Annotated in this window: 25 protein-coding genes and 1 tRNA gene; 15 read left to right on the top strand and 11 right to left on the bottom strand. The window is 62.6% G+C overall.

Annotation, left to right across the window (positions count from 1 at the left end):
• Nucleotides 1-9: 9 nt before the first annotated feature.
• The gene (locus ACH9L7_RS14630; protein WP_396611423.1) at nucleotides 10-618 is read right to left on the bottom strand and encodes a universal stress protein; all 609 of its coding nucleotides are present in this window, start codon (nucleotides 616-618) and stop codon (nucleotides 10-12) included.
• Nucleotides 619-764: 146 nt separating this feature from the next.
• On the opposite strand from ACH9L7_RS14630, the gene ACH9L7_RS14625 reads away from it, so the two are divergent.
• The 5 genes from ACH9L7_RS14625 to ACH9L7_RS14605 all read left to right on the top strand — a co-directional run bounded on the left by ACH9L7_RS14625 (nucleotide 765) and on the right by ACH9L7_RS14605 (nucleotide 4,529).
• Nucleotides 765-1,544, top strand: coding sequence for an electron transfer flavoprotein subunit beta/FixA family protein (locus tag ACH9L7_RS14625; RefSeq protein ID WP_396613290.1), 780 nt, complete (start codon nucleotides 765-767; stop codon nucleotides 1,542-1,544).
• Nucleotides 1,545-2,558 carry an electron transfer flavoprotein subunit alpha/FixB family protein gene (locus ACH9L7_RS14620; protein ID WP_396611422.1) on the top strand — a complete coding sequence of 338 codons (1,014 nt, stop codon included), beginning with the start codon at nucleotides 1,545-1,547 and terminating at the stop codon, nucleotides 2,556-2,558.
• Nucleotides 2,555-3,919, top strand: a complete 1,365-nt coding sequence (locus ACH9L7_RS14615; protein WP_396611421.1) for an FAD-dependent oxidoreductase — start codon at nucleotides 2,555-2,557, stop codon at nucleotides 3,917-3,919. Before ACH9L7_RS14620 ends, ACH9L7_RS14615 begins: the two co-directional genes overlap by 4 nt.
• Nucleotides 3,916-4,227 carry a ferredoxin family protein gene (locus ACH9L7_RS14610; protein WP_396611420.1) on the top strand — a complete coding sequence of 104 codons (312 nt, stop codon included), beginning with the start codon at nucleotides 3,916-3,918 and terminating at the stop codon, nucleotides 4,225-4,227. Before ACH9L7_RS14615 ends, ACH9L7_RS14610 begins: the two co-directional genes overlap by 4 nt.
• Before the next feature lie 149 nt (nucleotides 4,228-4,376).
• Nucleotides 4,377-4,529 (top strand): hypothetical protein, encoded by a 153-nt coding sequence (locus tag ACH9L7_RS14605; RefSeq protein WP_396611419.1) that lies wholly within the window; start codon nucleotides 4,377-4,379, stop codon nucleotides 4,527-4,529.
• 20 nt (nucleotides 4,530-4,549) lie between these two features.
• Here ACH9L7_RS14605 and ACH9L7_RS14600 read toward each other — a convergent pair whose 3' ends face one another.
• The 3 genes from ACH9L7_RS14600 to ACH9L7_RS14590 form a co-directional block, all read right to left on the bottom strand.
• Entirely contained in the window at nucleotides 4,550-4,996 is a 447-nt protein-coding gene (locus ACH9L7_RS14600; RefSeq protein WP_396611418.1) for a dual specificity protein phosphatase family protein, read from the bottom strand.
• Nucleotides 4,997-5,093: 97 nt separating this feature from the next.
• Nucleotides 5,094-5,549, bottom strand: a complete 456-nt coding sequence (locus ACH9L7_RS14595; protein WP_396611417.1) for a group I intron-associated PD-(D/E)XK endonuclease — start codon at nucleotides 5,547-5,549, stop codon at nucleotides 5,094-5,096.
• A 325-nt stretch (nucleotides 5,550-5,874) separates the two neighbouring features.
• Nucleotides 5,875-5,982, bottom strand: a tRNA-Lys gene (locus ACH9L7_RS14590).
• A gap of 83 nt (nucleotides 5,983-6,065) precedes the next feature.
• On the opposite strand from ACH9L7_RS14590, the gene ACH9L7_RS14585 reads away from it, so the two are divergent.
• Nucleotides 6,066-7,310 (top strand): M20/M25/M40 family metallo-hydrolase, encoded by a 1,245-nt coding sequence (locus ACH9L7_RS14585; RefSeq protein WP_396611416.1) that lies wholly within the window; start codon nucleotides 6,066-6,068, stop codon nucleotides 7,308-7,310.
• On the opposite strand, the gene ACH9L7_RS14580 is transcribed toward ACH9L7_RS14585, so the two are convergent.
• Together ACH9L7_RS14580 and ACH9L7_RS14575 are read right to left on the bottom strand one after the other, a co-directional pair.
• Nucleotides 7,298-7,969 (bottom strand): hypothetical protein, encoded by a 672-nt coding sequence (locus ACH9L7_RS14580; RefSeq protein ID WP_396611415.1) that lies wholly within the window; start codon nucleotides 7,967-7,969, stop codon nucleotides 7,298-7,300. The genes ACH9L7_RS14585 and ACH9L7_RS14580 overlap by 13 nt on opposite strands.
• Nucleotides 7,970-8,069: 100 nt before the next feature.
• Entirely contained in the window at nucleotides 8,070-8,231 is a 162-nt protein-coding gene (locus ACH9L7_RS14575; protein WP_396611414.1) for a hypothetical protein, read from the bottom strand.
• 301 nt (nucleotides 8,232-8,532) lie between these two features.
• Between ACH9L7_RS14575 and ACH9L7_RS14570 the strand changes: the two genes are divergently transcribed.
• The 4 genes from ACH9L7_RS14570 to ACH9L7_RS14555 all read left to right on the top strand — a co-directional run bounded on the left by ACH9L7_RS14570 (nucleotide 8,533) and on the right by ACH9L7_RS14555 (nucleotide 12,450).
• Complete coding sequence (locus ACH9L7_RS14570) at nucleotides 8,533-8,853, top strand: hypothetical protein (protein WP_396611413.1); 321 nt, start codon at nucleotides 8,533-8,535, stop codon at nucleotides 8,851-8,853.
• Between the two features lie 90 nt (nucleotides 8,854-8,943).
• Nucleotides 8,944-10,716: a nitrite/sulfite reductase gene (locus ACH9L7_RS14565; RefSeq protein WP_396613289.1), complete on the top strand. Its 1,773-nt coding sequence runs from the start codon at nucleotides 8,944-8,946 to the stop codon at nucleotides 10,714-10,716.
• A 105-nt stretch (nucleotides 10,717-10,821) separates the two neighbouring features.
• Nucleotides 10,822-11,106, top strand: a complete 285-nt coding sequence (locus ACH9L7_RS14560; RefSeq protein ID WP_396611412.1) for a DUF6360 family protein — start codon at nucleotides 10,822-10,824, stop codon at nucleotides 11,104-11,106.
• Between the two features lie 417 nt (nucleotides 11,107-11,523).
• Nucleotides 11,524-12,450, top strand: a complete 927-nt coding sequence (locus ACH9L7_RS14555; protein WP_396611411.1) for a DMT family transporter — start codon at nucleotides 11,524-11,526, stop codon at nucleotides 12,448-12,450.
• Nucleotides 12,451-12,520: 70 nt separating this feature from the next.
• Here the strand turns inward: ACH9L7_RS14555 and ACH9L7_RS14550 are convergent, their stop codons facing one another.
• Complete coding sequence (locus ACH9L7_RS14550) at nucleotides 12,521-13,459, bottom strand: DMT family transporter (protein ID WP_396611410.1); 939 nt, start codon at nucleotides 13,457-13,459, stop codon at nucleotides 12,521-12,523.
• Between the two features lie 203 nt (nucleotides 13,460-13,662).
• Between ACH9L7_RS14550 and ACH9L7_RS14545 the strand changes: the two genes are divergently transcribed.
• Both ACH9L7_RS14545 and ACH9L7_RS14540 read left to right on the top strand, forming a co-directional pair.
• The gene (locus tag ACH9L7_RS14545) at nucleotides 13,663-14,151 is read left to right on the top strand and encodes an Lrp/AsnC family transcriptional regulator (RefSeq protein ID WP_396611409.1); all 489 of its coding nucleotides are present in this window, start codon (nucleotides 13,663-13,665) and stop codon (nucleotides 14,149-14,151) included.
• A gap of 44 nt (nucleotides 14,152-14,195) precedes the next feature.
• Nucleotides 14,196-14,471, top strand: coding sequence for a hypothetical protein (locus tag ACH9L7_RS14540; RefSeq protein WP_396611408.1), 276 nt, complete (start codon nucleotides 14,196-14,198; stop codon nucleotides 14,469-14,471).
• Between the two features lie 24 nt (nucleotides 14,472-14,495).
• On the opposite strand, the gene ACH9L7_RS14535 is transcribed toward ACH9L7_RS14540, so the two are convergent.
• Nucleotides 14,496-16,598, bottom strand: coding sequence for a PAS domain S-box protein (locus ACH9L7_RS14535; protein ID WP_396611407.1), 2,103 nt, complete (start codon nucleotides 16,596-16,598; stop codon nucleotides 14,496-14,498).
• Between the two features lie 244 nt (nucleotides 16,599-16,842).
• Between ACH9L7_RS14535 and ACH9L7_RS14530 the strand changes: the two genes are divergently transcribed.
• The gene (locus ACH9L7_RS14530) at nucleotides 16,843-17,235 is read left to right on the top strand and encodes an SHOCT domain-containing protein (RefSeq protein WP_396611406.1); all 393 of its coding nucleotides are present in this window, start codon (nucleotides 16,843-16,845) and stop codon (nucleotides 17,233-17,235) included.
• A gap of 15 nt (nucleotides 17,236-17,250) precedes the next feature.
• On the opposite strand, the gene ACH9L7_RS14525 is transcribed toward ACH9L7_RS14530, so the two are convergent.
• Nucleotides 17,251-18,492, bottom strand: a complete 1,242-nt coding sequence (locus ACH9L7_RS14525) for a hypothetical protein (RefSeq protein ID WP_396611405.1) — start codon at nucleotides 18,490-18,492, stop codon at nucleotides 17,251-17,253.
• 311 nt (nucleotides 18,493-18,803) lie between these two features.
• Between ACH9L7_RS14525 and ACH9L7_RS14520 the strand changes: the two genes are divergently transcribed.
• Nucleotides 18,804-18,947, top strand: coding sequence for a hypothetical protein (locus ACH9L7_RS14520; protein ID WP_396611404.1), 144 nt, complete (start codon nucleotides 18,804-18,806; stop codon nucleotides 18,945-18,947).
• A 31-nt stretch (nucleotides 18,948-18,978) separates the two neighbouring features.
• Here ACH9L7_RS14520 and ACH9L7_RS14515 read toward each other — a convergent pair whose 3' ends face one another.
• Nucleotides 18,979-20,211, bottom strand: a complete 1,233-nt coding sequence (locus ACH9L7_RS14515; protein WP_396611403.1) for an MBL fold metallo-hydrolase — start codon at nucleotides 20,209-20,211, stop codon at nucleotides 18,979-18,981.
• A 94-nt stretch (nucleotides 20,212-20,305) separates the two neighbouring features.
• On the opposite strand from ACH9L7_RS14515, the gene ACH9L7_RS14510 reads away from it, so the two are divergent.
• Nucleotides 20,306-20,602: a hypothetical protein gene (locus ACH9L7_RS14510; protein WP_396611402.1), complete on the top strand. Its 297-nt coding sequence runs from the start codon at nucleotides 20,306-20,308 to the stop codon at nucleotides 20,600-20,602.
• A gap of 55 nt (nucleotides 20,603-20,657) precedes the next feature.
• Here the strand turns inward: ACH9L7_RS14510 and ACH9L7_RS14505 are convergent, their stop codons facing one another.
• Entirely contained in the window at nucleotides 20,658-21,890 is a 1,233-nt protein-coding gene (locus ACH9L7_RS14505; RefSeq protein WP_396611401.1) for a digeranylgeranylglycerophospholipid reductase, read from the bottom strand.
• Between the last annotated feature and the right edge of the window lie 40 nt (nucleotides 21,891-21,930).

The raw sequence follows: 21,930 nt of genomic DNA, 5'->3' as shown, positions 1-21,930 counted from the left end.
AAGGGCGTCTCAGCCGAGTTGGACGACTTTCGCTCGGCCGGACGTGCTTTCGATGTGGACGTTGTAGTTGGAGTCGTCGTCGCTGGCTGGAACGACCCACGTGGTTCGCTGCTGCGACGGCGATTCGATGATTGCGTCTTCGTGTCCGACGAGTTCGAGTTTTTCGCGGGCGATGCGCTGGGCTTGGAGTGGTGACTTCACCGACCGCTCACTGTGGCCGAGACGGAGCGTCATCACCGGAACCGAGACGCGACGCCCGACGCGCTCTGCGACGCTTCCGTTGAGGAGGCGATTGACGCCGTCTCGTCCGTGTGTTCCCATCACGACGAGGTCCGCGCTCGTCTGTGTGGCGTAGGCTGCGATGATTTCCGCTGGTTCGCCGCCCGCAACGGTCGTTTCGACCGGGATACCGTACTCGCCCGCTCGTTCGCGCACATCGCCGAGTGCGCGGGTACCGCGAGCGTCCACGGCGGACGCACCGTCGTCGTCCCCGGTGCCGCCTTCGACGTAGAGCGCGTGAATCTCCGCGTCGGCTAACTCAGCCACCTGGAGCGCGTGGCCCACTGCGTTCGATGCTTCCGGGCTGCCGTCCACCGGGACGAGAATGCGAGTGTACATTGTGACCCTCCTACCGGGTGGTAGGCAGAGACTGAGGTAATACTCGACTTCGGTTCCTAATTTTCGAGAATGATGGTTCCCGTATGTAGTCTCGACGGACGTAGATGGAGTCTGAGCGCCGCGCACGACGGCGCCGTCCAATCATCATGACTGACGGATGGAACATAGTCGTCTGCGTCAAGCAAGTACCCGATGCAGACGATGTTACGATTAACCCCGATACGGGGACGCTGAATCGCTCCGATGCGCCTGCGGTCCTCAACAATCCCGACCGCAACGCCGTCGAATCGGCGCTCGAACTTCGAGAGGCGGTCGGTGGCACGGTAACGGCCGTGACGATGGGACCGCCCGTCGCCGCGGCAGTCCTACAGACTGCCGTCGGTGCCGGTGCCGACGGCGGCGTGTTGCTGACCGACCGCGCCTTCGGCGGCAGCGACACCTGGCCGACCAGCCTCGCGCTCGCGCGGGCCGCCGACGAACTTGACGCCGACGTAGTCATCTGCGGCGAGGAGAGTACCGACTCCTCGACCGGACAGGTACCGCCCGGAATCGCCGCCCACAACGGGTGGTCGCAACTCACCTACGTCGAAGCGTTAGAACCACGACCCGACGAGGGTGTTCTCGTCGGGAAACGAGACGTGGAAGGCGGCTACGAGCGCGTCGCCGCCGAACTGCCGGTCGTCGTCGCGATGGAGTTCGGTGCCAACGCACCCCGACCGGCGGGCCTCCACCGGAAGATATTCGCCGAAACCGAGTTCGAACCGGTCGCCTGGACCGCCTCGGACCTCGGCATCGAAGACCGGGTCGGCCTCGCCAACTCGCCAACCAAAGTCGGCGGGATGGACACCGCAACACCGGTCGAACGCGAGCGAGTGGTCGTCGAAAGCGTGGACGACCTGTACGAACACATCGAGGAGGTGGTCTAAATGACCGTAGATATCGACGCATACCGAGACGTGTGGGTTTTCGTCGAACAGCACGACGGGACGGCGGCACCCGTCTCGTGGGAACTGCTCGCCAAGGGCCGCGAACTTGCCGACGAGACGGGCGAAGACCTCGTCGCCCTCGTGATGGGTGACGGCGTCTCCGACCTCGCCGAAGCGGCAATCTGCCGCGGCGCTGACCGTGCGCTCCTCGCCGACGACCCGGTGTTCGAACCGTATCGGGCGGACCCCTACGGCGAGCAGTTCCGGGCGCTCGTCGAGGACCGAAAGCCGAGCATCGTTCTCATCGGCGGGAGCCACACCGGCCGCGACTTCGCGGGCCGCGTGGCCGTTCCGGCACACGCCGGTTTGACTGCCGACTGTACCGAACTCGACGTGGACGACGAGGGATTGCTCCTCGCCAGTCGTCCGACCTTCGGTGGCGACGCCATGGCGACCATCAAGTGTCCGTCACACCGTCCGCAGATGGCGACGGTCCGACCGGGCGTCTTCGACGCTGGTGACGCGACTGAACCAGTCTCCGACGCGTCGGACGCTATCGAAGAAGTCGATGTCGTCGTCGCGGAGGAAGACACGCTCTCGACAGTCATCGAGCGCGTCGTCAGCGACGTGGTCGACATCACCGACGCCGAAATTGTCGTCGCCGGTGGCGCAGGGTGTGAAGGGAACTTCGCGCCCATCGAGGAACTAGCCGAGGCGCTCGGCGGCGAAGTCGCCGCCAGTCGCGCGGCTGTGGACGAAGGGTGGTGCGAACCCGCCAGACAGGTCGGCCAGACGGGCAAGACCGTTCGCCCGCGCCTCTACGTCGCGGCGGGCATCTCCGGCGCGGTCCAGCACCTCGAAGGGATGAACGACAGCGACGTGGTCGTCGCAATCAACACCGACCCGAACGCGCCCATCTTCGAGAACGCCGACTACGGCATCGTCGGCGACCTCCACGAGGTGCTGCCGGAGTTGACGGCGCTCGTTCGGTCGAAACAGGAGGTCGCAGCATGAGCGAATCCGAATCAACCCTACAGAAGCCCGAACAGCAGACCGAGACGCCGAACTACGACGACGCGTACGACGCCATCGTCGTCGGGGCGGGCCTCTCCGGGACTGCCGCGGCGCTGACGATGGCCCGCGAGGGACTGGACGTGCTGCTGCTCGAACGCGGCCCCGCACCGGGGACGAAGAACGTCTTCGGCGGGGTGCTCTACACTCCGACAATCCGCGAACTGGTCGATATCGACGACGCGCCGCTCGAACGCTACATCGCCGAGAAGAAGTTCTCGATGCTCTCGGCGAGCGGTGACGAGACGGCGGTCTCGATGCGCCCCGGCGCGTGGAGCGAGGACCCCCACAACGATTCGTACACCGTCCTCCGTCGGCGGTTCGACGAGTGGTTCGCAAAGCAGGCCGAGGAGGCGGGCGTGACGCTCATCACCGAGACGACGGTGACGGACGTACTCCGCGACGGACAGACCATCGTCGGCGTGCGAACCGACCGACCGGACGGCGAGATTCGAGCGCCGGTCGTCGTCCTCGCGGAGGGTGCGAACTCGCTCGTCAGCGAGACGGCTGGTCTCAAAGCCCGACCGGACCGCACGGATGTCGCCGTCTCCGTGAAAGAGGTGTTCAAACTCGACCGCGAGACCATCGAGGACCGCTTCCACCTCGACGGGGACGCGGGCGCGGCGTACCACTACTTCGGCGAGGGCGCAGTCGGCGAAGCAGTCGGCGGGGGCTTCGTCTACACGAACAAACGGACCGTCAGCGTCGGTATCGCCTACCGAATCGAAGACGCCGCGCAGGGCCAGACGCCCGAAGCGACACTCGACGCCTTCGAGTCGCATCCGGCAGTCGCACCGCTCGTCCGCGGTGGGCGGCGTATCGAGTACTCCGCGCACGCGATTCCGGAAGGTGGGGCCGAAGCGATGCCCGAACTCGTCCACGACGGCGCGGTGGTCGTCGGCGACGCCGCCGGGCTTGTGTTGAACAGCGGCGTCCACCTCGAAGGGACCAACATGGCCGTCGAAAGCGGCTACCACGCGGGCAAAGCCATCGCGGCCGCCATCGAAGACGGCCGAACCGACGAGGCGGCGCTGGCCGCGTACCCGCAGGACCTCGGAGACTCGTTCGTCGTCGAGAACCTGCGCCACTACGACTGGTTCCACCGGACTATCGCCAAAGACCGCGAGTTCCTCTTCGAGGACCTCCCGCGGGCGCTGGCCGACGCCGAGACAGAGTACTTCAAGATGGACCGGTCGTCGAAAGAAGCACACACCGACGCGGCCCGCGAGCGACTGCTCGACGCGGCCGGTGGATGGGTCGGCGCGGCAAAGCGCGCGTGGCGTTTCCGGAGGATGTTATCATGAGCACTGCACAACCACACGTTCCAGAAGTCAGCACAGCGGACCGCCTCTATACGGTCAAATACCGCGACTCGGGAGAATCGCACCTCGGTATCGAAAACGCAGACACCTGCGTCGAGTGTACGACAAACGAGTGTACGTCGGTCTGTCCGGCCGCCGTCTGGACCGTAGACGACGACAGCGACGGCATCCCATCCATCGCCTATGAGAACTGTCTGGAGTGTGGGAGCTGTCGATTCGGGTGTCCCTACGACAACGTCGAGTGGACCTATCCGAAGACCGGCAATGGTGTCGTATTCAAGCAAGGATAGCGTAGAAAAGACACACGTTCTTTCGGGATTTTTTCGGTACTGAAACGCATACACCCCCAATATTGAGGGACGCAATAGTGCTATATTTATGCACAATCGACCAGAATGCTTGTGTATTAGAACGTCTTACAATTAGACAGTTGAGAGAGATGACTACAGAAACTTGTTCAGACGACTTCCAGTTGCTGTTGAGCGAGGACACGGACGTAGAGGAAGTCGTGCTGGGGTTCAAGAAGGGAGGGGAGCTGCACGAACTCGTCACCATCAAGCCACCAATCCAAGTGACCATGCAACACCCGTGAGCACTGATTTTCCGCCAGAGTCACGAGTACGCAGCGAGGTAGACCACCGCACGTTCGTGTAGCGCCGGGTGCGGCATCGCGTGGGGTCTGGCGTCCTGAACCAGCGCGAGTGCGTCCCTGAATCCGTTGTTCGTGTCCGCTGCGAGCGCTGTCGCGACGAGCGCGCTACTCCGGGAGATACCCGCCGTGCAGTGGACCAGCAGACTCCCTTCTTCGCGTCGAAGTCGCCGGACTGTCTCGACGGCCTGCTCGAACGCTTCCCAGTCGTTACCCGGGCCATCGACCAGCGGCCGGTGGTGCGTCGTCGCCGGATACCGGTCCTCGGTCGCCGACACGACGAACTCGAATGTCCGGTCGTGGGGCTCGGAGTCGGCGGCGTGTTTGTTGCCGAGAAACAGGTCTTCGTCGCCGATGCGGCGGACGATAGGGTGTGGTTCGACGTAGCCGAAAGGGCGGACAAGCGGCATCTCGTGAGGAGAACCAGAAGAGTTGATAGTCACTGTATCAGCATTTGCACAGGTAAGAGTTCATTTTGTGAGCGCGACGGACAAGCCTTCATGGTGCTTAGTCGGAGAGTTGTGGTTCAGCAAATTGGTGTTGTTCAATCCAGTCAGATAGCCGGAAGTCGTCGGCCCAATTGATATTTGGCGACTTCTTGTTTGCATTTTCAACTCTCAGTCCCATCGATGTGCTGGGTGCGTCATCAATCGGTATGACGTAGGCCTGTTCGAGGTCTGGAGAATATACAGCAAAGATATCAATTTGGCCGTCGTATCCTTCTTTCTTCACACGTCGCGTTAATGTCCCAGAACTCCGAGTTTCGAATTGAACGCGGCCATTAGTTAGACGGCCAGTTTTCACTTGCACTCGAAAGAACCTACCTCCAAGTTCGACAACAAAATCGTACCGTTCGTTGTCTCCAAATGGTTCAAGGACAGTGATACCGTTCCGAGTGAATTCGAAGAGAACAGCGGCTTCGCTACACTGTCCTCGACGTTTTGGATGACTGATATCCTTCATACGCTATCTGCATCAGTGAGATTAGTGAAGGATAGCCAAAGAGTGAAAGTGAAAGCAATGATCCACGTTCGCCACCTCTATTACACCTTATGCCACCTGTGTTCAACCAGTCAGAGGTAGTCTTCAAGTAGCATTTAACACCGTTCGCCGTCGCTCACGGATGTGAAAACGGGCTGGGAGGGACTTGAACCTCACTCGCTCGCTTCGCTCGCTCTCTGGTTCAAGTCCCTCAGAACCGTTTCACTCCTCACGTTTGTTCTCACTAGAACGCGTAGCGTTCTGGTTTGCTCACGAGACGCTCTCCGTCTCGTGAACGTCGTAGAAACGGGCTGGGAGGGACTTGAACCCCCGACCGTCTGGTGTCTTCCGAAACCACGCAACGTGCGTAGTCCCGCTAAAAGCCAGACGCTCTGCCTAACTGAGCTACCAGCCCTCGAACGCTCCTTAAGTGGGGATACTGATAAGCGTTTATTTTCGCACCCAATCTGCTTTGTACCCCGTTGCCGTGTATCGACCATGGACCTTCGGGACTTCGTAGACACGCTCCTTCGGTTCGAAAGCGTCGAGCAGGCAGAAGAACCCGTACAAACGTGGGTCAAGAACCGCCTCGGCGAGTTCGGATTCGATACGTACGAATGGACCGCCGACCCGGAGCGACTCGCCGAGCACCCGTCGTTTCCCGACGACCCCGACGATATTGCGACGCAGAACCGACCGAGCGTCGCGGGCGTCTTCGAGTTTGGCGACCCCGACGCCGGACAGACGCTCGTCCTGAACGGCCACATCGACGTTGTCCCGGCGGACGCGGAACTGTGGTCCCACGACCCCTTCCTCCCCCGGTGGGACGACGAGGCCGGAACGGTCACCGCCCGCGGCGCGGCGGACATGAAAGTCGGCCTCGCGACGTGTGTCTTCGCCGCGCTCGACGTTCGGGAGGCGGTCGACTCGGGTGCACTCGACCTCGACGGCCGACTCGTCGTCGAGAGCGTCGTCGGCGAGGAAGAAGGCGGCATCGGCGCGGCCGCCGCCGCGCTCGACAATCCCTATCCGTTCGATAGGGACGCCGCGCTAGTGGCCGAACCGACGCGACTGAAACCCATTCTCGCCACTGAGGGGTCGGTGATGAAGCGTCTACACCTCACCGGCCGGAGCGCCCACGCGGCGTCACGGTGGCGCGGTGTCGACGTGCTGCCGAAGTTCGAGGCGATTCGACAGGCGTTCTTCGAACTGGAAGCCGAACGCTGCGAGACGGTGACGCATCCACTGTACGACCACCCGATTCCGTGGCCCATCTGCGTCGGCCGCGTCGAAGCCGGGTCGTGGACATCGACCGTCGCCGGGACGTTGACCGCCGAATGGCGACTGGGTGTCGCACCCGGAGAGACCGTCGACGAGGTGGAACAGGCGTTCGAAGACCGACTGGCCGAAGTCGTCGCGGACGACGAGTGGCTCTCGGAGCATCCGCCGACGTTCGAACGGTTCTCCATCCAGTTCGAAGCCGCTGAAGTGAGTCCCGACGAACCCGTGGTCGAGGCGGTCCGCAGTGCGCTTCGAGCGGCCGACCTCGACGACGAACCCGCGGGGGCGACGTACGGCGCGGACTCGCGACACTACGTCGACGCGGGGATTCCGACGGTGCTGTTCGGCCCGGGCGACATCGACCAGGCGCACTTCCCCGACGAGACGCTTGTGTGGGAGGAAGCCGAGACTGCGCGGAGCGTAATCCGAGACGCGGCGCGGCGCTTCCTTCAGTCGAAGTAGTCGTCGAGCGCGTCGGTGACGATGGTCCCGGGGTCGGCGTCGTCCAGCGAGGCCTGTCGCCGGAGTTCGAGGTAGACAGACGGCGGCAGCGACACTTCGAGCGTCCCGAGGCCGATGCCGTGGTCATCCAGCACCTCGGTCACTGGGCGGCCGTTGTTGACCTCACTGGCGAGTCGTCTGACTTCTCTGACGGTCAAGCCCGCGTCGAGCGTCGCCCACGCGAGATGGAGTCGGGCGTCACCGGAGACGCGCGCGATGTGCTTCGCCGCAGTCGGCGCGATGTGGCCGCGTGCGACGTGGCGACGGACGGACTGTGGAAGGTCGTGGACGCGCGCCCACTTCCGAATGAAAGAGACCGAAACGTCGCCTCCGGCGCGCTCTGCGGCGCGTTTGTAGGAGCCAACGCCACGGACGAGGGCGGCACAGGCGGCGGCACCGCGAAGCATAAGTACGTGGTCGTCGCCCGCCGAGGATTCGGCGAACGACCGAACCGTTCGGGCGGCCTCTGCGACGCTCTCTGGGTCGTTGGGGTCGAATCCAACCGCCTCGGAGGCACGTTCGCCCGTGACGGCGGGGTCGCCACGGACGACAGGTTCACCGACCGGTTCGGCACGGTCGGCCCGGGGATGGTGCCTTCCTCGGCGTTCGTCGTTCGTCATCTACGCACGAGTTTTGTGCTCTCGGTTAAAAACGTCTCCCCGAGTGGCGAGATTCGCGCGCAGGCGTTCTGTTCCTCTCAGAAATCTGAATAGAGAGCGTCTATTCTTCTCTCGATTCCGAAAGGTGCGACCAGATTTCCGTACATCCAGCGCCGTCTTCGAGGTCCTTGAGGTGGGCAGCGGGGTCGATTTCCTCGTCCTCGTCGCAACGTTCCTGTTCCGATTCGACTTCCGGTTCCGATTCGAGTTCGGCGTTCGTCATTCGTCGTCCTCCGTCTGTTCGAACAGTTCGGGGGCTGCATCGGCGGAGGCATGTTGTCGGGCAGCGCTGCGGCGGTCACTCATCGTCCCTCCGTAACGAGGGCATACCCATAAGCGAATCCGCACCTGTAACGTGTACCCGTACTCCCGGGTACCGGAACCGCTTGCCACTATCTCAGACGGCCGCAAACGGGCAAAATCACCGGACAATGGACGAGAACCACCGGATACTCCCGTCGCGTACCGAAGCGTGGATTGCGGCCGCCGTCTGGCATAGGTACCTGCGTCCCCGAGTGGTGTGTATGAGTGTCTCTCTGCGCGTGCTCGACGACGGCGCGTGGGTCTCCGTGAACGACAGTCGGCAAGTGAGCGTAAGCGAACTCTGGCGGCTCGACGCACCGGGGTTTTGCGCGTGTACAGTTCCGGATTTCGTCGTCGAAAACTTCCAGTCTGTCGGCGTCGACGGCCGAACTATCACGGCCAACGTCTACGGCCAGTGTATCCAGTGCGGCGAGACAGGCATCCCCGGTTGGGTTCCGGTCGGGCGGCTCAAAAACGGCGAATACGTCGATTTAGACCGTGAGAACGTCGTTCTCCCGGCCCACGACGGCGACGAGACGTAATAGGCAATAGTTGCCCCTGTTCGGCAGCACCGGGAAGGGTTGACGGTACGCTCGGGGCCTTACGTGGGGGAATACATGCAACTTCTACGAATGCCCACGGACGTCGAGCGCTGGAAGTCAGAGGTTTACGGTAACGAGATACGAGAGCATCTGTTCGAGTTCGCAGAGAAGGGCTGGGACTCCATCCCCGAAGACGAGCGGGACGCGTGGTTCGAGCGGTTCAAATGGTGGGGACTGTACCACCAGCGGAACGGTCAGGAGTCGTACTTCATGCTCCGCATCGGGACGCCGAACGGGCGTCTCGAACCCGACCAACTCCGCGTCGTCGGCGAAGTCGCAAAGGAGTACGCCACCGGACCGGGGACGAACCCCATCTTCGGCGACGCCTACGCCGACATCACGACCCGGCAGGCCATCCAACTGCACTGGATAAAACTCGAAGACGTGCCGGACCTCTTCGAGAAACTCGAAGCGAACGGGCTGACCGCCCAGCAGGCCTGTGGTGACTCTTGGCGGAACATCGTCGGCAACCCGATGGCTGGCAACGACGCCGAAGAGATAATCGATGCGTGGCCCGTCATCAAAGAACTCAACGAGACGTTCAAGGGTGACGACGACCACTCGAACCTCCCGCGGAAGTGGAAGGTGTCTGTGGCAGGGTCGGCCGACGGCTCCGGCCAAGGCGACATCAACGACCTCGCTCTCGAACCGGCCTACAAAGAGATCGATGGCGAGCGCACGGTCGGCTTCAACGTCCGCGTCGGCGGCGGCCTCGCCCGTAACGAACCGCGACACGCCCGCGACATCGACGTGTGGGTCGCACCCGAAGACGCCGCGGCAGTCTCCGGTGGCCTCTCGGCGCTCTTCCGCGACCACGGCGACCGCGAGAACCGGTACAACGCCCGCATCAAGTTCCTCGTCGACGAGTGGGGAACCGAGAAGGTCCGCGAAGTCCTCCAAGAGGACTACGTGGACTTCGAACTGGAGACCGCGGGCGAAGACGTGCGCGACCAGTACACCTACAACGCCGGTGGCGACGGCCGCAACGACCTCGTCGGCGTCCACAAGCAGAAAGACGGGAAGAACTTCGTCGGCCTGAACGTGCTCGTCGGCCGGATGGGTGCGGACGACGTGCTCGAACTTGCCGACCTCGCCGAGGAGTACGGCTCCGGTGCGGCCCGTCTGACCCAGCGCCAGAACATCATCATCCCGGACGTTCCGGACGAGAAGCTCGACGAGTTCCTCGCCGAGGACCTGCTCGAACACTACTCGCCCGACCCCTCGCCGTTCATGCGCGGCTCTGTCGCCTGTACGGGCACCGAGTTCTGTTCGCTCTCCATCGTGGAGACGAAGAACCGCCAGGTTCGCTTCGCGCGCTGGCTGAAGGAGAACGTCGACCTCCCTGACGGCGTCGACCAGTTCCACATCCACCTCTCGGGCTGCACGGCCTCCTGTGCCCAGCCCCAGATTGCGGATGTCAGTCTCCGTGGCATGAAGACCCGCAAAAATGGGGACCCGGTCGAAGCACTCGACATCGGCCTCGGCGGCGGTCTCGGTGAAGAACCGCAGTTTGCCCGCTGGGTCACCCAGCGCGTCCCCGTGGACGAAGTCCCCGGTGCTATCAAGAACCTCCTCGCATCCTTCGAGGAACGCCGCGAGGGTGACGAGACGTTCCGCGAGTTCATCCAGCGGCACGACGACGACGAACTCGCCGACCTCGTCGAACCCGAAGAGACCAGCTACGAGGACCCGATGATGCACAACACGAAGCGCACGTGGTACCCGTACGCCGAAGAAGACAGCCTCGACGCGAGTCCCGCGCCGACCCTCGGCGATGGAACGCCCATCACGAGCGACGACTAACCCACGCGACGACCACCGTCGCTGCGCTCCGTTCGGCTCGACTCCGTCTGACGCGTTTCGACAGCACCCACGGCACCTATCTACGACGACACCCAACCCCCATTCATGCCAGACCGAATCTTGAAGGTCAACGCCTACACGACTCTCGACCTCGCCGACGGAACGGCGACAGGCCACGACTTCGAAGAGTCGGCGTTCGCGGTCCTCAACGTCACCTCGCCGCGGAAGAACCCAGACGAAATCACGCTCGAACTCGAACTCGACGGGACGCAACTCGACTCGCTCCCGCCGCACGCCGACCGCGTCACGCTCTCTCCCGAAGAGGCACGGAAGGTTGCCGCCGACCTCGAAAAACACGCCAATCGGGTCGAAGCAGCGCAGGACGACTGACCACGCACGATTCGACACGACACGGCCCGACTCGATTCGGCCCGACACGGCCTGACTCGACTCGTTCGATTCGACTCAATTTTCGAGCCCTCACGTATCCACGAGTCCAGAGCGTCTGCGACGGCCAAACGAGAGAGCGAACGAGGTGACGGAGACGGTGAGACAACACCAACCACGACAAAATAAACCATGGTACTTATTGAACTGATTTCCCACCATATTACATCAATTCGCACACGAATTAGTTGTTCGTGCATCCACAGTGCGCATCGGTAGACATATGGTGAACAAGCGAGGAACAACTATCGTGTTAGCGATGACGCCTTCACGCCGTCCACGCATCGCGCGTCGACCGCACACTACCTCCCGCGCTCACCCGGCGAATCGAACGCCGGTCACAGCGCGGGAGGTGGTGGCGTGAGCCGTCATCGAACGCTCGTCCTCTTCGTCGCGGCGGCGGTGCTGTTCGGCACCTCCTTCGTCGGTATCAAGGCCGCACTCGGACCCGTACCGCCGGTGCTCTTCGCGGCCTTCCGCGTCGATGTCGCCGCCGTGGCTCTCTTGGCGCTCGTCGCCGCCCGGGGCGGCTATTGGCTCCCACGGAACCGTGCCGACGTGCTCGGCATCCTCGCCAGCGCCGCGTTCGTCCTCGGCGCGAACAACGTGCTGCTCTTTCTCGGTCAGCAGCACGCGACGACCGGCGCGGCCGCGGTCATGTACAGTTTTGTCCCGGTCGCCTCCCCGGTGTTCGCCGTCCTCCTCCTCGATGACGAGCGCGTCACCGCGTTCGACGGCGCGGGTATTCTCCTCGGACTGCTCGGCGTCGTCGTCATCGTCGGCCCCGGAAGCATCCTCAGCGGCGGTGCGGGAAGTATCGGACAGGCGCTCGTCTTCGGCGCGGCGGTCTCTGTCGCGCTCGGGACCGTCCTCATGAAGCGCGCCGGTCCGACCATCGGGACGATTCCGTTGACCGCGTGGGCGATGGCGCTCGCGGCCGTCAGCATCCACGTCGTGAGCCTCGGCATCGGCGAGTCGCCTGCACAGGTTCCGTGGACGCCGACCATCGTCGCGGCCATTCTCTACGTTGGCATGCCCGCGACTGCGGCGGCGTATCCTGTGTACTTCGCCCTGCTCGCCGAGGCCGGTCCGGTGCGGGGGAACCTCGTCGCCTACGCGGTGCCGGTCGTCGCGACCCTCGCGGGATGGGCGCTCCTCGGCGAAACCATCTCGACGGCGACGATTCTCGGATTCGGCGTGATTCTCGCCGGATTCCTCGTCGTCCAGCGCAAGTCGGTATTGCGACTCGTCGGGTGGGGAGCAACGGCCGCTGTCGAACCCGAGTAACAGAGAAACGCGAACGACCGTCGCAGGAGTCGGAGCGTCCGTGTCGACTACGACGCGTCGGTTCGACCGCTCAGACCACGACGCGCTTTCGAACCGTCGCGGCGACGTTGACCAGCGTCTGTTTCTTCATCAGCGCGAATCCGGCGAAGATAGCACAAAAGCCGACGAGCGCAGTCGCGTCGATAGCGTGGCCGAGGAGGACCCAACTCATGACCGCGGCGACGACGGGTTCGAGGTAGCCGATGAGGTTGAGTTCGGTCGGCCCGAGGCGGTCGAGGAGTTCGAAGTAGATGAGGAAGGCCACCGCGCCGGAGACGAACGTCAGATAGAGGAACGACGCGATACCAGCGGGTGCCCACTCGATTGCCGTGAGCGACTCGCCGCGGACGAGACCGGCGACGTGGAGGATGACGCCGCCGACGAACATCGTCCACGCCTGCATCGACTGGACCGGAAGGTCAGTGCGGAGTGGCCGAGTCAGAACCGCCCCGAGCGCGAAGGCGACGGCACCGAGGAAGACGAGGAGGATGCCGACACCCTGCGCGGCGTCGAAGCCTCCGGCACCGGGGTTGGCGACGAGGATGACACCGACAAAACCAGCGACGAGGCCGAGCATCCCGGACTTTCCGAGCGACTCGGTCGAAAGGATGCTGCTGGCGAAGACGGCGGTCAGGATGGGCGAGAGACTGATGATAATCGCGGCAATCGCGCCGGGGATGTAGTGTTCACCGAGGTAGAGCAGGCCGTGGTAGGCGGCGATGATGAACACCGCACCGATAGCGGTCGCGAGGAGTTCGTCACGACCCTTCGGCCGCCAGCGGTCTGTCGAGTACACCGCGTACGCGAGCATCACGAGACCAGCCAGTTCGTAGCGAACGGCCGCGAAGGTCAGCGTCGGGAAGTATTCGAGTCCAACCTCGATAGCGACGAACGACGTCCCCCACATCACCGCGAGCGCGGCGAACAGCAAGGGCGTCGATGGAAGGTTTCTCCAAGAGAGTTGCGTCATAGTCGAATCTGTCTCAACCATCCGGCACAGAGTCTATTAAACTCTTCTACAATAGAAACGTTATAGATTGGATTTTTCATTCATAATTTCTCCTGTGTTTGTTCTATATGTGAGGATGTTGCCCATTGTCGAATTGCGTCAGAGTTCAGGCGAATCGAGAAGACAGCGTAAGGACTTACATCGCCGCCTGCGCCCATGTAGGCATGGACGAGCGCGACGTGCGCCTGCTAAAGGCCATCGCGGACCTCGGAACGGGGAGCCCGGAGCGACTGCACGAGGAGACAGGCATCCCGGTATCGACCATTCACTATCGATTGAACAACCTGAAAGACGACGGCGTCATCGAGAACGACCTCTACGACATCAACCTCGAGGCGTTCGGTCTGGGCGTCACCGTCGTCATCGAAGTGCTGGCTGACTACACGGGGCCGTACGAAGAAGTTGGAAAGCAACTACTGGACATCGAGGGAGTTACGCAACTGTACTTCACGATGGGCGAGACGGACTTCATCGTCGTCGCACATCTCGCAAACTCCGACCGGGTCGAACGCCTCATCAGCGACTTCGAGGCCATTCCTGAGGTCGAACAGACGAACTCCACGTTCGTCATCGCGACGATGCGTGACAGCCACCGCGCGCTCCAGAGTTACTCGCTCGGAACACTTCTCGACGAGTTGGGTATCGAAGACTGAGAATCACCCCGGCACGTATGTTCCCACGCCGCGTTCTGGTCTCCATGACGGAGACGACGCGAGTGTGGTTAGTCGAACGGACCTATTCGGACGACGAACAGAACATCATCATCCTCGTCTACGCGACACCCGACGGGGAGTGGTACCACCGAAAAGAGCGCTCGTTGACGAGTTTCGACTCGGATATCCGCGACACCTACGCCGCCGTCGACGTGCCGAAAGGCGAGTTAGGTCGCGTCTCTGACGCCGAGACCCGCGAGCAGTATGCCGCTGCTGCCCGGAAGATGGCCGACTCTCACGACCCCGACGACGTTGTCTAGGCGAGCAGTCACTCACAGATTCGGCTACGTCGGCGACGCAATCGGCAGTTCGATGACGACGGTGGTCCCGCTCGGGTCGTTATCCTCGATGTGAACCGTCCCGCCGAACGAATCGACCATATTGTAGACGAGATAGAGACCCAATCCCGTTCCCGAACTGTCGAGTCCGCGCTCACCTTTCCCGAAGACGAGTTCTTTTCTGCTGTCTGGAATTCCCGGTCCGTCGTCGGCGATTCTGACCTCGACCACGTCGTCGTCTCTCGTCGCGGATATCGTGATGGTTGGGTCGCCGTCTGTGTGCTTGACGGCGTTGTTCAGGACGTTCCCGAACACCGACGCGAGAAGCGGATTCGCCCGAACGGCGACCTCGGGAATATCGCCCTCGACATCGAACGTCGCCTGTGGGAACGCGTGGCGAAGCGATGCGAGTTCGCGGTCGAGCGTGTCCGAAAGCGAGACGGGGTGTGCCTCGACGACACCGCCGCTCATCGTCTCGATGAGGTTGCGCGCGACCTCTGTAATCTCTATCGTGTGCCGACCGGTCGAGAGGATGCGTTCGAGGATGTCACGTCCATCCTCGTCGACGTGGTCCGAGAGCAACTCGGCCCACCCGACGATGACGGTCATGTCGTTTCGAATGTCGTGGCGGACGATTCGATTGAGGGCTTCCAACTCGGCGTTCGCCCGTTCCAACTCCTGTTCTCGGGTTCGCCTGTCGGTCACGTCCTGGACGGTTCCGCGGAGCGCGACGACGCGGCCGTCCCGGATGACGGGTTCACCGCGCGTCCGAACCCAGATTTCACGTCCCTCGGCCGTGACCATCTGGAACTCCTCTTCCCACGGGACTCCGTCGTCGCGGCACCGCTCGAATCGCGTTCGGAGGTCCTCTCGGTCCTCGGGGGCGAAGAACTCGATTGTGTCCTCTAACGTCGGTTCGTACTCCAGCGACACGTCGTGGATGCGTTTCGTCTGTGTCGTCCACGCTAAGGTGTCCGTTTCGAGATCGTATTCCCACCCGCCGACTTTCGAGATGCGCTGTGTCCGTTCGAGGAGGTCCCGACTGCGTTCGAGTTCTCGTTCGCGCTCTTTCAGTTCGGTGAGGTCCTGGAAGACGACAACATAGCGCTCGCCAGACAGCACCGTAATCGACAGGCGAACCGGAACCTCGCCGCCGGAGAGCTGTCGAACTCGAACCTCTCCTTGCCACTGTCCCGTCTGCTCGAGGTCCGACCGCACCAACTCACGAAGCCACTCTACTTCCCAGTCTTCGTAGTGGTTCGTCCACTCGGTGCCGACCAAGTCGTCGGCGTTCGCGTAGCCGAAGATGTTCGCCGCGGCCTCGTTGGCGTAGGTGTAAACGCTGTCCTCAGTAATCGTCACGCCAGCATCGACCGAATCGACCGCCTGCTTGAGCGACTCGAGTTCGCGCTCTCGCTGGTGCTCTTCGGTCACGTCCTCGACTGTCGAGATGAGTCGACGCCGGCCCGAGAGTTCCGCCACGGTGAGACCCACTCGAATCCAGACCACGTCCCCGCTCGAACCCTCGATAGGCCACTGGAAGACGTTCTTTCCCACCTCGACGGCTTCGTCAACCTCTGCTCGCGCCCGTTCGGCCGTGTACCCGGGAACGTCAGCGGTGATGTCCATCGGGAGGGTATCGAGAAGCGAGTCGGGGTCGGACCCCAGGAGGTCGGCGTACTGCTGGTTGATATCGACCAGTTCGAGCGTGTCGAGGTCACGAACCGCGAGGCCGACGTTCACGGCTTCGAACAGTGCCCGGTGGTCCAACGACCCGACGGTGTTCCGGGCGGCGTCGTAGACGACTCGTCCGAGGTTTTCGATGTCGATGTCGGACGGGTCCGTCCGGGTGTACGAAACGACTGGAACGCCTTCGACGCGGACTGCCGCCGAGAGCGGCTCGCCGTGCTCGTCGGTCATCCGAGTCGAGACGACGAGACAGTCGATGCGCGACGTATCGAGAGCGTCCCAGACAGCCTCGGTATCGGCAACCGCGTTGGCACGAACTGTCACGTCGCCGTCGCCGACGACCTCCGGCAAGCAGTCCGCGAGACGCTCGCGAAGTGGTTCGTTCTCGTCCGCGATGAGAACGTTCAGTCGTTCATTCATACAGGAATATCGGACCCGAGGGTAAAGTATGAAGCGGCGGGGGCGACGCGCTGAAACCGCCCAAACGGACGCAGGGGAACTCTCCTCGCTCCGAACGCTCGATATCAAAAATACATCCTGTTGACTGCTTTCGATTCGAAGCTTATCGCCCGGAGAGAGCCGTTAACTCTGAACGACAACTGGCCTAAGGTAAGACGACGTATACTAGGATGTAGTCGGTGCGACATCGACACAGGAGCCTCTCATGACAACAACACAGACGACTCCGACCAGACTCGTCGGTATCGTCCTTCTCGCACTCGCCGCTCTGTTCGTCCTTCCCGTACTGCTCGGTATGACCGGAATGTTCGGACGGGGACCGATGGGATGGGGCGGCGGATGGATGCACGATACGTGGATGCACGGCGGAACCAGTACGGCCGTCCCCTGGTGGATGTGGGGAATGGGTCTCGTCGGCCAACTGCTCGTCTTAGTCGTCCTCGTCGGCGTCGGGGTACTCGCCTATCGCGCCCTCACGGGTGGCGGCAGCGACGACGCCCTCGACGAACTCCGCCGGGCCTACGCCCGCGGCGACATCGACGACGAGGAGTTCGACCGCCGCCGGGAACGCCTCGAAGCCAGCGACCACCGAGACTGAGCGACCGACACACGCTTAGGTCGTTGCTGAATCGGGAGAGTCAGCAGTTGCCGACCCCGAATCGGGAGGACCAGCAGTTGGCGAGTCGAACCCACTCGTATTCACCCATCGCGTGAACCGTGTTCTGATGTCCTCCCAGTCGTCGTTCGACTTCGACGACTCGGAACCCGTTGCCATCTGTACTGACCGGTTCGAGTTGAGATAACTGTATGACATGATGCTCGGGTACTCCTTGACAGTCACCTCGTAGGAGTCCACGCCCGGACCGTCGTGTCCGTGGACGCCCAGCAGGTGCCCAATCTCGTGGACGTAGAGTCGGTCCGACTGCTCCGCTCCGGCCATGGCGATGCGGCCGTAGTTGGCGGACGCGCGGACGCGACGGTCTCCGATAGAGACAGACTCGGTGAGGAAGATGTACTGGTACCCTCGATTCGCACGGTCGAAGTCAGCGACGACGGTTTCGTGGTCGTGTACGTTCGCCGCTGAGAGCGTCGTGAGGTTCGTCTCGTCGACGACGAAGTGGACCGCGAATCCGGGCGTGCCGTCTGGGTTTTCGACCGGTGCGGCCGCGAAGAACGCAGCAGTGCGGTTCAGCGCGGTCCGATTCACCGTGACGGTGTGGTACGCATCGACTTCGAAGTAGAGGTCCTTGTGAAGTGGATTCGCGCCGGGGAGTTCTCGGGGCGAGGCATACACCTCCACGCCGTCGGCGAAGCCATCGCCGTCGGTGTCTTCGACCAGCGGGTCGGTCCCGATTTGGCGCTCCAGTACGTCGGCGAGGCCGTCGCCGTCGGTATCGGTCCGGGTTTCGACCGGGGAACTCGGCACATCTGGGACAAGCGGGTCTAATCCCAGTCGGTACTCGGTTCCATCGAAGATGCCGTCACCGTCGGTGTCGCCGACGAGCGGGTCGGTTTCGTCTCGAAGCACCTCGGTCCAATCGTCGAGGCCGTCGCCGTCAGTATCGACGGCGGTCGTGTTGGTTCCGAGTGAGGCCTCTAACCGGTCGTCGAGTCCATCACCGTCAGTGTCTGCCCACGGAGGGCCCTCCACCTGATTTGGAGACTCGGTATCTATCCCGGTGTCGGGGTCGGGTTCGAGAGCCGTCCGTTCGGTTGCTGGTTCGAATACGGAGAGCAACCGGTCCGTATCGACATCGAGTGGGTCGACTACCGTCGCCGTCGAAAGATACCCGACGCTGGTCGATACTGGCAGACCGAGAAGCGAGATAACGACGATGAGTCGAATGGGGGTCATCTGAGAGCGGGCGGGCGAGCGGTGGTCGAAATGTGCTGTATCGGATAGCGGGAGGGGCCGCGCCAGCGGGATGCTTGACCATGTTACCATACCTCATACAACAGCATAGTTATTGTAGGCGTGACACGATTAGGTACGGCCTAGACAGACCGGAGAGCGGTGAAAATCAGCTGTTTCAGAGAGTCGGCACGTGAGACGAGAAGGGACATCTTGACGTGAAACTGGACGTCTTTCGGACCGAGTCCCCAACCCGGAACGCAATCGCTCGTGGCGACCGAAACGCCTATTCTTCTTTAGGCCAACCTAAAAATATGGCGTCGGACTCGTCCAACGGCGGTCCGTTGTCGGTGTTCAGACGGTTCCGTCCGCAACGAACGCGCCTCCGCGTCGCGGCGTGTGTCGCAGCAAGTCGGTCGATAGAGCTACCGGAAGACGACGAAAACGGCGACGAGTAGGTAAAACTGATTTTCCGGCGCGTGCCGTGGCTTAGATATCGACCACTGCGCCGACAGCGGGTGCCGTGGCTTCGTAGCCGTCGGCGCGGAGTTCTTCTGCGAACGCCGCACAGCGGTCGCCGTGGTTGACGAAAACCGGCGTATCCTCGTAGTCGGCGAGGAACTCACGGAGTCCGTGTTTGTCCGCGTGGGCGGAGAAGTCGTACATCTCGGCGCGCGCGGCGACGGGGACGACCCCACCATTGAGTTCACAGCGGCCGCGTTCGACGAGTTCGCGGCCGGCCGTCCCCTCGACCTGATAGCCGGTGAGACAGATTTTGTTCGTCGGGTCCTGCCGAATCTCGGGGATGTAGGTCATCGCCGGGCCGCCGGAGAGCATTCCACTCGTCGTGACGATGACCGAGTTCTGCCGGGCGATACGGCGGCGCTGTCCGTCGCGTCCCGAGACGATTCGGGCGTTGGACTTCGCCCGCTTGAGCGCCGCTGCGTCCCGGACGTAGTCGGGGTAGTTGCGGAGCATCTTCAAGACCTGCGTCCCCATGCCGTCGACATAGCAGTCGATATCGTGGGCGTCGAGAACCATGAGAATCTCCTGTGTGCGTCCGATAGCGAACGCCGGGACGACGACGGTTCCGCCCTGCCAGATGGTCGTCCGAACTGACTCGACGAACCGCTCTTCGACCGTTTCCCGGTCGTCGTGTTCTACGTCGGAGTACGTCGATTCGCAGATAACGACGTCGGCGTCGGGACGGTCGGTGGTTCCGGTGACCAATCGCTGGTCGTCGGTGTGAAAGTCGGCCGTATAGAGCAGTCGCGTCTCGCCGTCGTCCACGAGGACGTGGGCGCTGCCGGGGATGTGCCCGGCGTTGTAGAACGTGACTTCGTGGCCCGCGGCCTCGAACGTCTCGCCGTAGTCGTGTGGTTCCGACTGCTGGGTCATCCGGCGGATGTGCGTCTCCGTGAAGGGGCAGTCGTAGGTACCGCCGTGGAGTTTGAGCGTGTCGCGCGCGAGCGTGAGGGCGAGTTCGTAGGTCGGCGGCGTCCAGTGGACTGCCGGCCAGTCGTCGCCAGAGAGGAGTGCGGGGACCGTCCCGACGTGGTCGAGATGACCGTGCGAGACGACGACCGCGTCGGGGTCGACAGAGCCAACGGGGAACTGCGGGGGGTTCCCCGTTATCATTCCGTAGTCGAGAAGCAGCGAGTCGTTGACGAGAATCGCGCTCCGTCCGACTTCCCCGGCCCCGCCGAGGAATTGGAGTTGCATTTGCGGTCCGTAACGGCTCGGAGCGCTTTTGTCCGTCGGTCCGCGCGCCCACGTCGTCGCTGGCGTTTTTTCCGTCGGCCGCGACCACTGTGACATGAGCGATGCGACCCTCGACCGTCTCGTCTCCGAGCTTTACGACCACCTCGCGGCGACCGCCACGCGCCCGGTCCGCGAAGATGCGAGCAGGTGGCTAGGAGAGGCAGAGGCCGTCGCAGGCGACCTCGCAACCGGTCCACTCCCGGACGAATCCGTCGTCCGAACTCGCCTCGGCCACATCGAACAGCTCTTGGCGAACGTTGATGCGACGGAAGACGAGAGCGCGGACGACCACGTTGCGGCGGCGCGCGAAACACTCGAACAGGCGCTCGCGCTGCTCGAAAACGGGTCGTGAGTCTGTCGGAGAGTCGGTGTACGAAGCGAACGAATCCGAGAACGCGTCGAAGCCGTTAGTTGGCGAACCAGTCTTTCGCCGTCGAGAGTAGGATAGAGAAGTCTTCGAACTTCAGCATCCGAAGCATGGCAAGCGGGCTGCCTCCGTTTGCGGCGTTGAGTCGGTCCTCAGGGGTTCGGTGGAGGTCTTCCATAAGGGCGTCGTAGCGCTCGTTGGAGGCGCGGTAGAGCATCTCCGTCATGAACAGTCGGTTTTTGACCTTCGGCGCAACGCGGTCGTGCCAGAGTTTGTCGTAGATGGCGAGTTCGGACGCGGAGGTGTCGCGCTCGGAGTTGGTGAGCGCCCGGTCGGCGGTTGCGGCGGCCATCCGGCCCGAACGCATGCACTTGTCGATGCCTTCGCCCCAGAGCGGGTCGACCGTCGGGACAGTGTCGCCGATGGCCATGAAGTTGTCCGTACTCATGCGGTCGGGCAGTTGGATGTGTGCAGACCCGCGGTGCTGGACACCCTCGATTCGCTTTGCGTTCTCGAAGCGCGGGTCGGTGTCGACCCAGTACTGCAGGTAGTCGTCGATGGTGAACCCGGACTGGGCGTTCCGTCTGTGGCCTTCGTTCTGGATATAACAGACGCCGACTTTGGCGGTGTCTTCGCCAGTGTGGAAAATCCACGAGTAGCCACCCGGTGCGATGTCGTGGTCGAGACGGAGCATCATCGTATCCGTGAGGTCGGCGTGCCCGTCGGGGTTCATGTCCATGCCTTCGTACTCGAACTCGATACCGATGGCCTGCTTTTCGCGTTCGAGGTTGCACACGTCGAGCGCCTTCGCAAGCGGGGCGGCCGGACCGGTCGCGTCGATGATGATGTCGCCGCGAATTTCTTCGTCACCGTTGTATCGCACGCCGACGATTTCGCCGCCTTCCATGATGGGCTTCGAGACCCGTGCGCCGAAGCGGTACTCGGCACCGTCTGCTCTGGCCTCGTCGACCAGCCAGTTCTTGAAGTCTGCGAACTGGAGGACTGCACCGGGTTGGTGCCGCCGGAAGTAGTTGTTCGGCGACTCCAAGACGACATCGTCGGTGAAGTTCATCACGACCTCGTCGGGGATGTTGAACGAGGCCATCGTCGAGGGGAACGTCCCCGCCGTCGACTTGTTACTCCTGCTTGGGAACTCGTCTTCTGACTCGGTTTCGAGGACACAAACGTCGTATCCGCGAGACGCGAGGTCTCGCGCCGCTTGTCCACCCGCGGGGCCCGCGCCAGCGATAATCACGTCGTATATATCTGTCATTGTAGAGTAGCTTCACCGGGAGGTTTGTTTGTTCGCGCTA

This window comes from Haloferax sp. S1W (assembly GCF_044593955.1).
Taxonomy (GTDB): Archaea; Halobacteriota; Halobacteria; order Halobacteriales; family Haloferacaceae; genus Haloferax.
Note: the sequence above shows the minus strand (reverse complement) of the source record. Positions and strands in the feature narration are given on the sequence as shown.

Coding starts and splice junctions, on each gene's coding strand:
- ACH9L7_RS14630 (WP_396611423.1), bottom strand. CDS start 618: ATGTACACTCGCATTCTCGTCCCGGTGGACGGCAGCCCGGAAGCATCG.
- ACH9L7_RS14625 (WP_396613290.1), top strand. CDS start 765: ATGACTGACGGATGGAACATAGTCGTCTGCGTCAAGCAAGTACCCGAT.
- ACH9L7_RS14620 (WP_396611422.1), top strand. CDS start 1,545: ATGACCGTAGATATCGACGCATACCGAGACGTGTGGGTTTTCGTCGAA.
- ACH9L7_RS14615 (WP_396611421.1), top strand. CDS start 2,555: ATGAGCGAATCCGAATCAACCCTACAGAAGCCCGAACAGCAGACCGAG.
- ACH9L7_RS14610 (WP_396611420.1), top strand. CDS start 3,916: ATGAGCACTGCACAACCACACGTTCCAGAAGTCAGCACAGCGGACCGC.
- ACH9L7_RS14605 (WP_396611419.1), top strand. CDS start 4,377: ATGACTACAGAAACTTGTTCAGACGACTTCCAGTTGCTGTTGAGCGAG.
- ACH9L7_RS14600 (WP_396611418.1), bottom strand. CDS start 4,996: ATGCCGCTTGTCCGCCCTTTCGGCTACGTCGAACCACACCCTATCGTC.
- ACH9L7_RS14595 (WP_396611417.1), bottom strand. CDS start 5,549: ATGAAGGATATCAGTCATCCAAAACGTCGAGGACAGTGTAGCGAAGCC.
- ACH9L7_RS14585 (WP_396611416.1), top strand. CDS start 6,066: ATGGACCTTCGGGACTTCGTAGACACGCTCCTTCGGTTCGAAAGCGTC.
- ACH9L7_RS14580 (WP_396611415.1), bottom strand. CDS start 7,969: ATGACGAACGACGAACGCCGAGGAAGGCACCATCCCCGGGCCGACCGT.
- ACH9L7_RS14575 (WP_396611414.1), bottom strand. CDS start 8,231: ATGACGAACGCCGAACTCGAATCGGAACCGGAAGTCGAATCGGAACAG.
- ACH9L7_RS14570 (WP_396611413.1), top strand. CDS start 8,533: ATGAGTGTCTCTCTGCGCGTGCTCGACGACGGCGCGTGGGTCTCCGTG.
- ACH9L7_RS14565 (WP_396613289.1), top strand. CDS start 8,944: ATGCCCACGGACGTCGAGCGCTGGAAGTCAGAGGTTTACGGTAACGAG.
- ACH9L7_RS14560 (WP_396611412.1), top strand. CDS start 10,822: ATGCCAGACCGAATCTTGAAGGTCAACGCCTACACGACTCTCGACCTC.
- ACH9L7_RS14550 (WP_396611410.1), bottom strand. CDS start 13,459: ATGACGCAACTCTCTTGGAGAAACCTTCCATCGACGCCCTTGCTGTTC.
- ACH9L7_RS14545 (WP_396611409.1), top strand. CDS start 13,663: ATGGACGAGCGCGACGTGCGCCTGCTAAAGGCCATCGCGGACCTCGGA.
- ACH9L7_RS14540 (WP_396611408.1), top strand. CDS start 14,196: ATGACGGAGACGACGCGAGTGTGGTTAGTCGAACGGACCTATTCGGAC.
- ACH9L7_RS14535 (WP_396611407.1), bottom strand. CDS start 16,598: ATGAATGAACGACTGAACGTTCTCATCGCGGACGAGAACGAACCACTT.
- ACH9L7_RS14530 (WP_396611406.1), top strand. CDS start 16,843: ATGACAACAACACAGACGACTCCGACCAGACTCGTCGGTATCGTCCTT.
- ACH9L7_RS14525 (WP_396611405.1), bottom strand. CDS start 18,492: ATGACCCCCATTCGACTCATCGTCGTTATCTCGCTTCTCGGTCTGCCA.
- ACH9L7_RS14520 (WP_396611404.1), top strand. CDS start 18,804: ATGGCGTCGGACTCGTCCAACGGCGGTCCGTTGTCGGTGTTCAGACGG.
- ACH9L7_RS14515 (WP_396611403.1), bottom strand. CDS start 20,211: ATGCAACTCCAATTCCTCGGCGGGGCCGGGGAAGTCGGACGGAGCGCG.
- ACH9L7_RS14510 (WP_396611402.1), top strand. CDS start 20,306: ATGAGCGATGCGACCCTCGACCGTCTCGTCTCCGAGCTTTACGACCAC.
- ACH9L7_RS14505 (WP_396611401.1), bottom strand. CDS start 21,890: ATGACAGATATATACGACGTGATTATCGCTGGCGCGGGCCCCGCGGGT.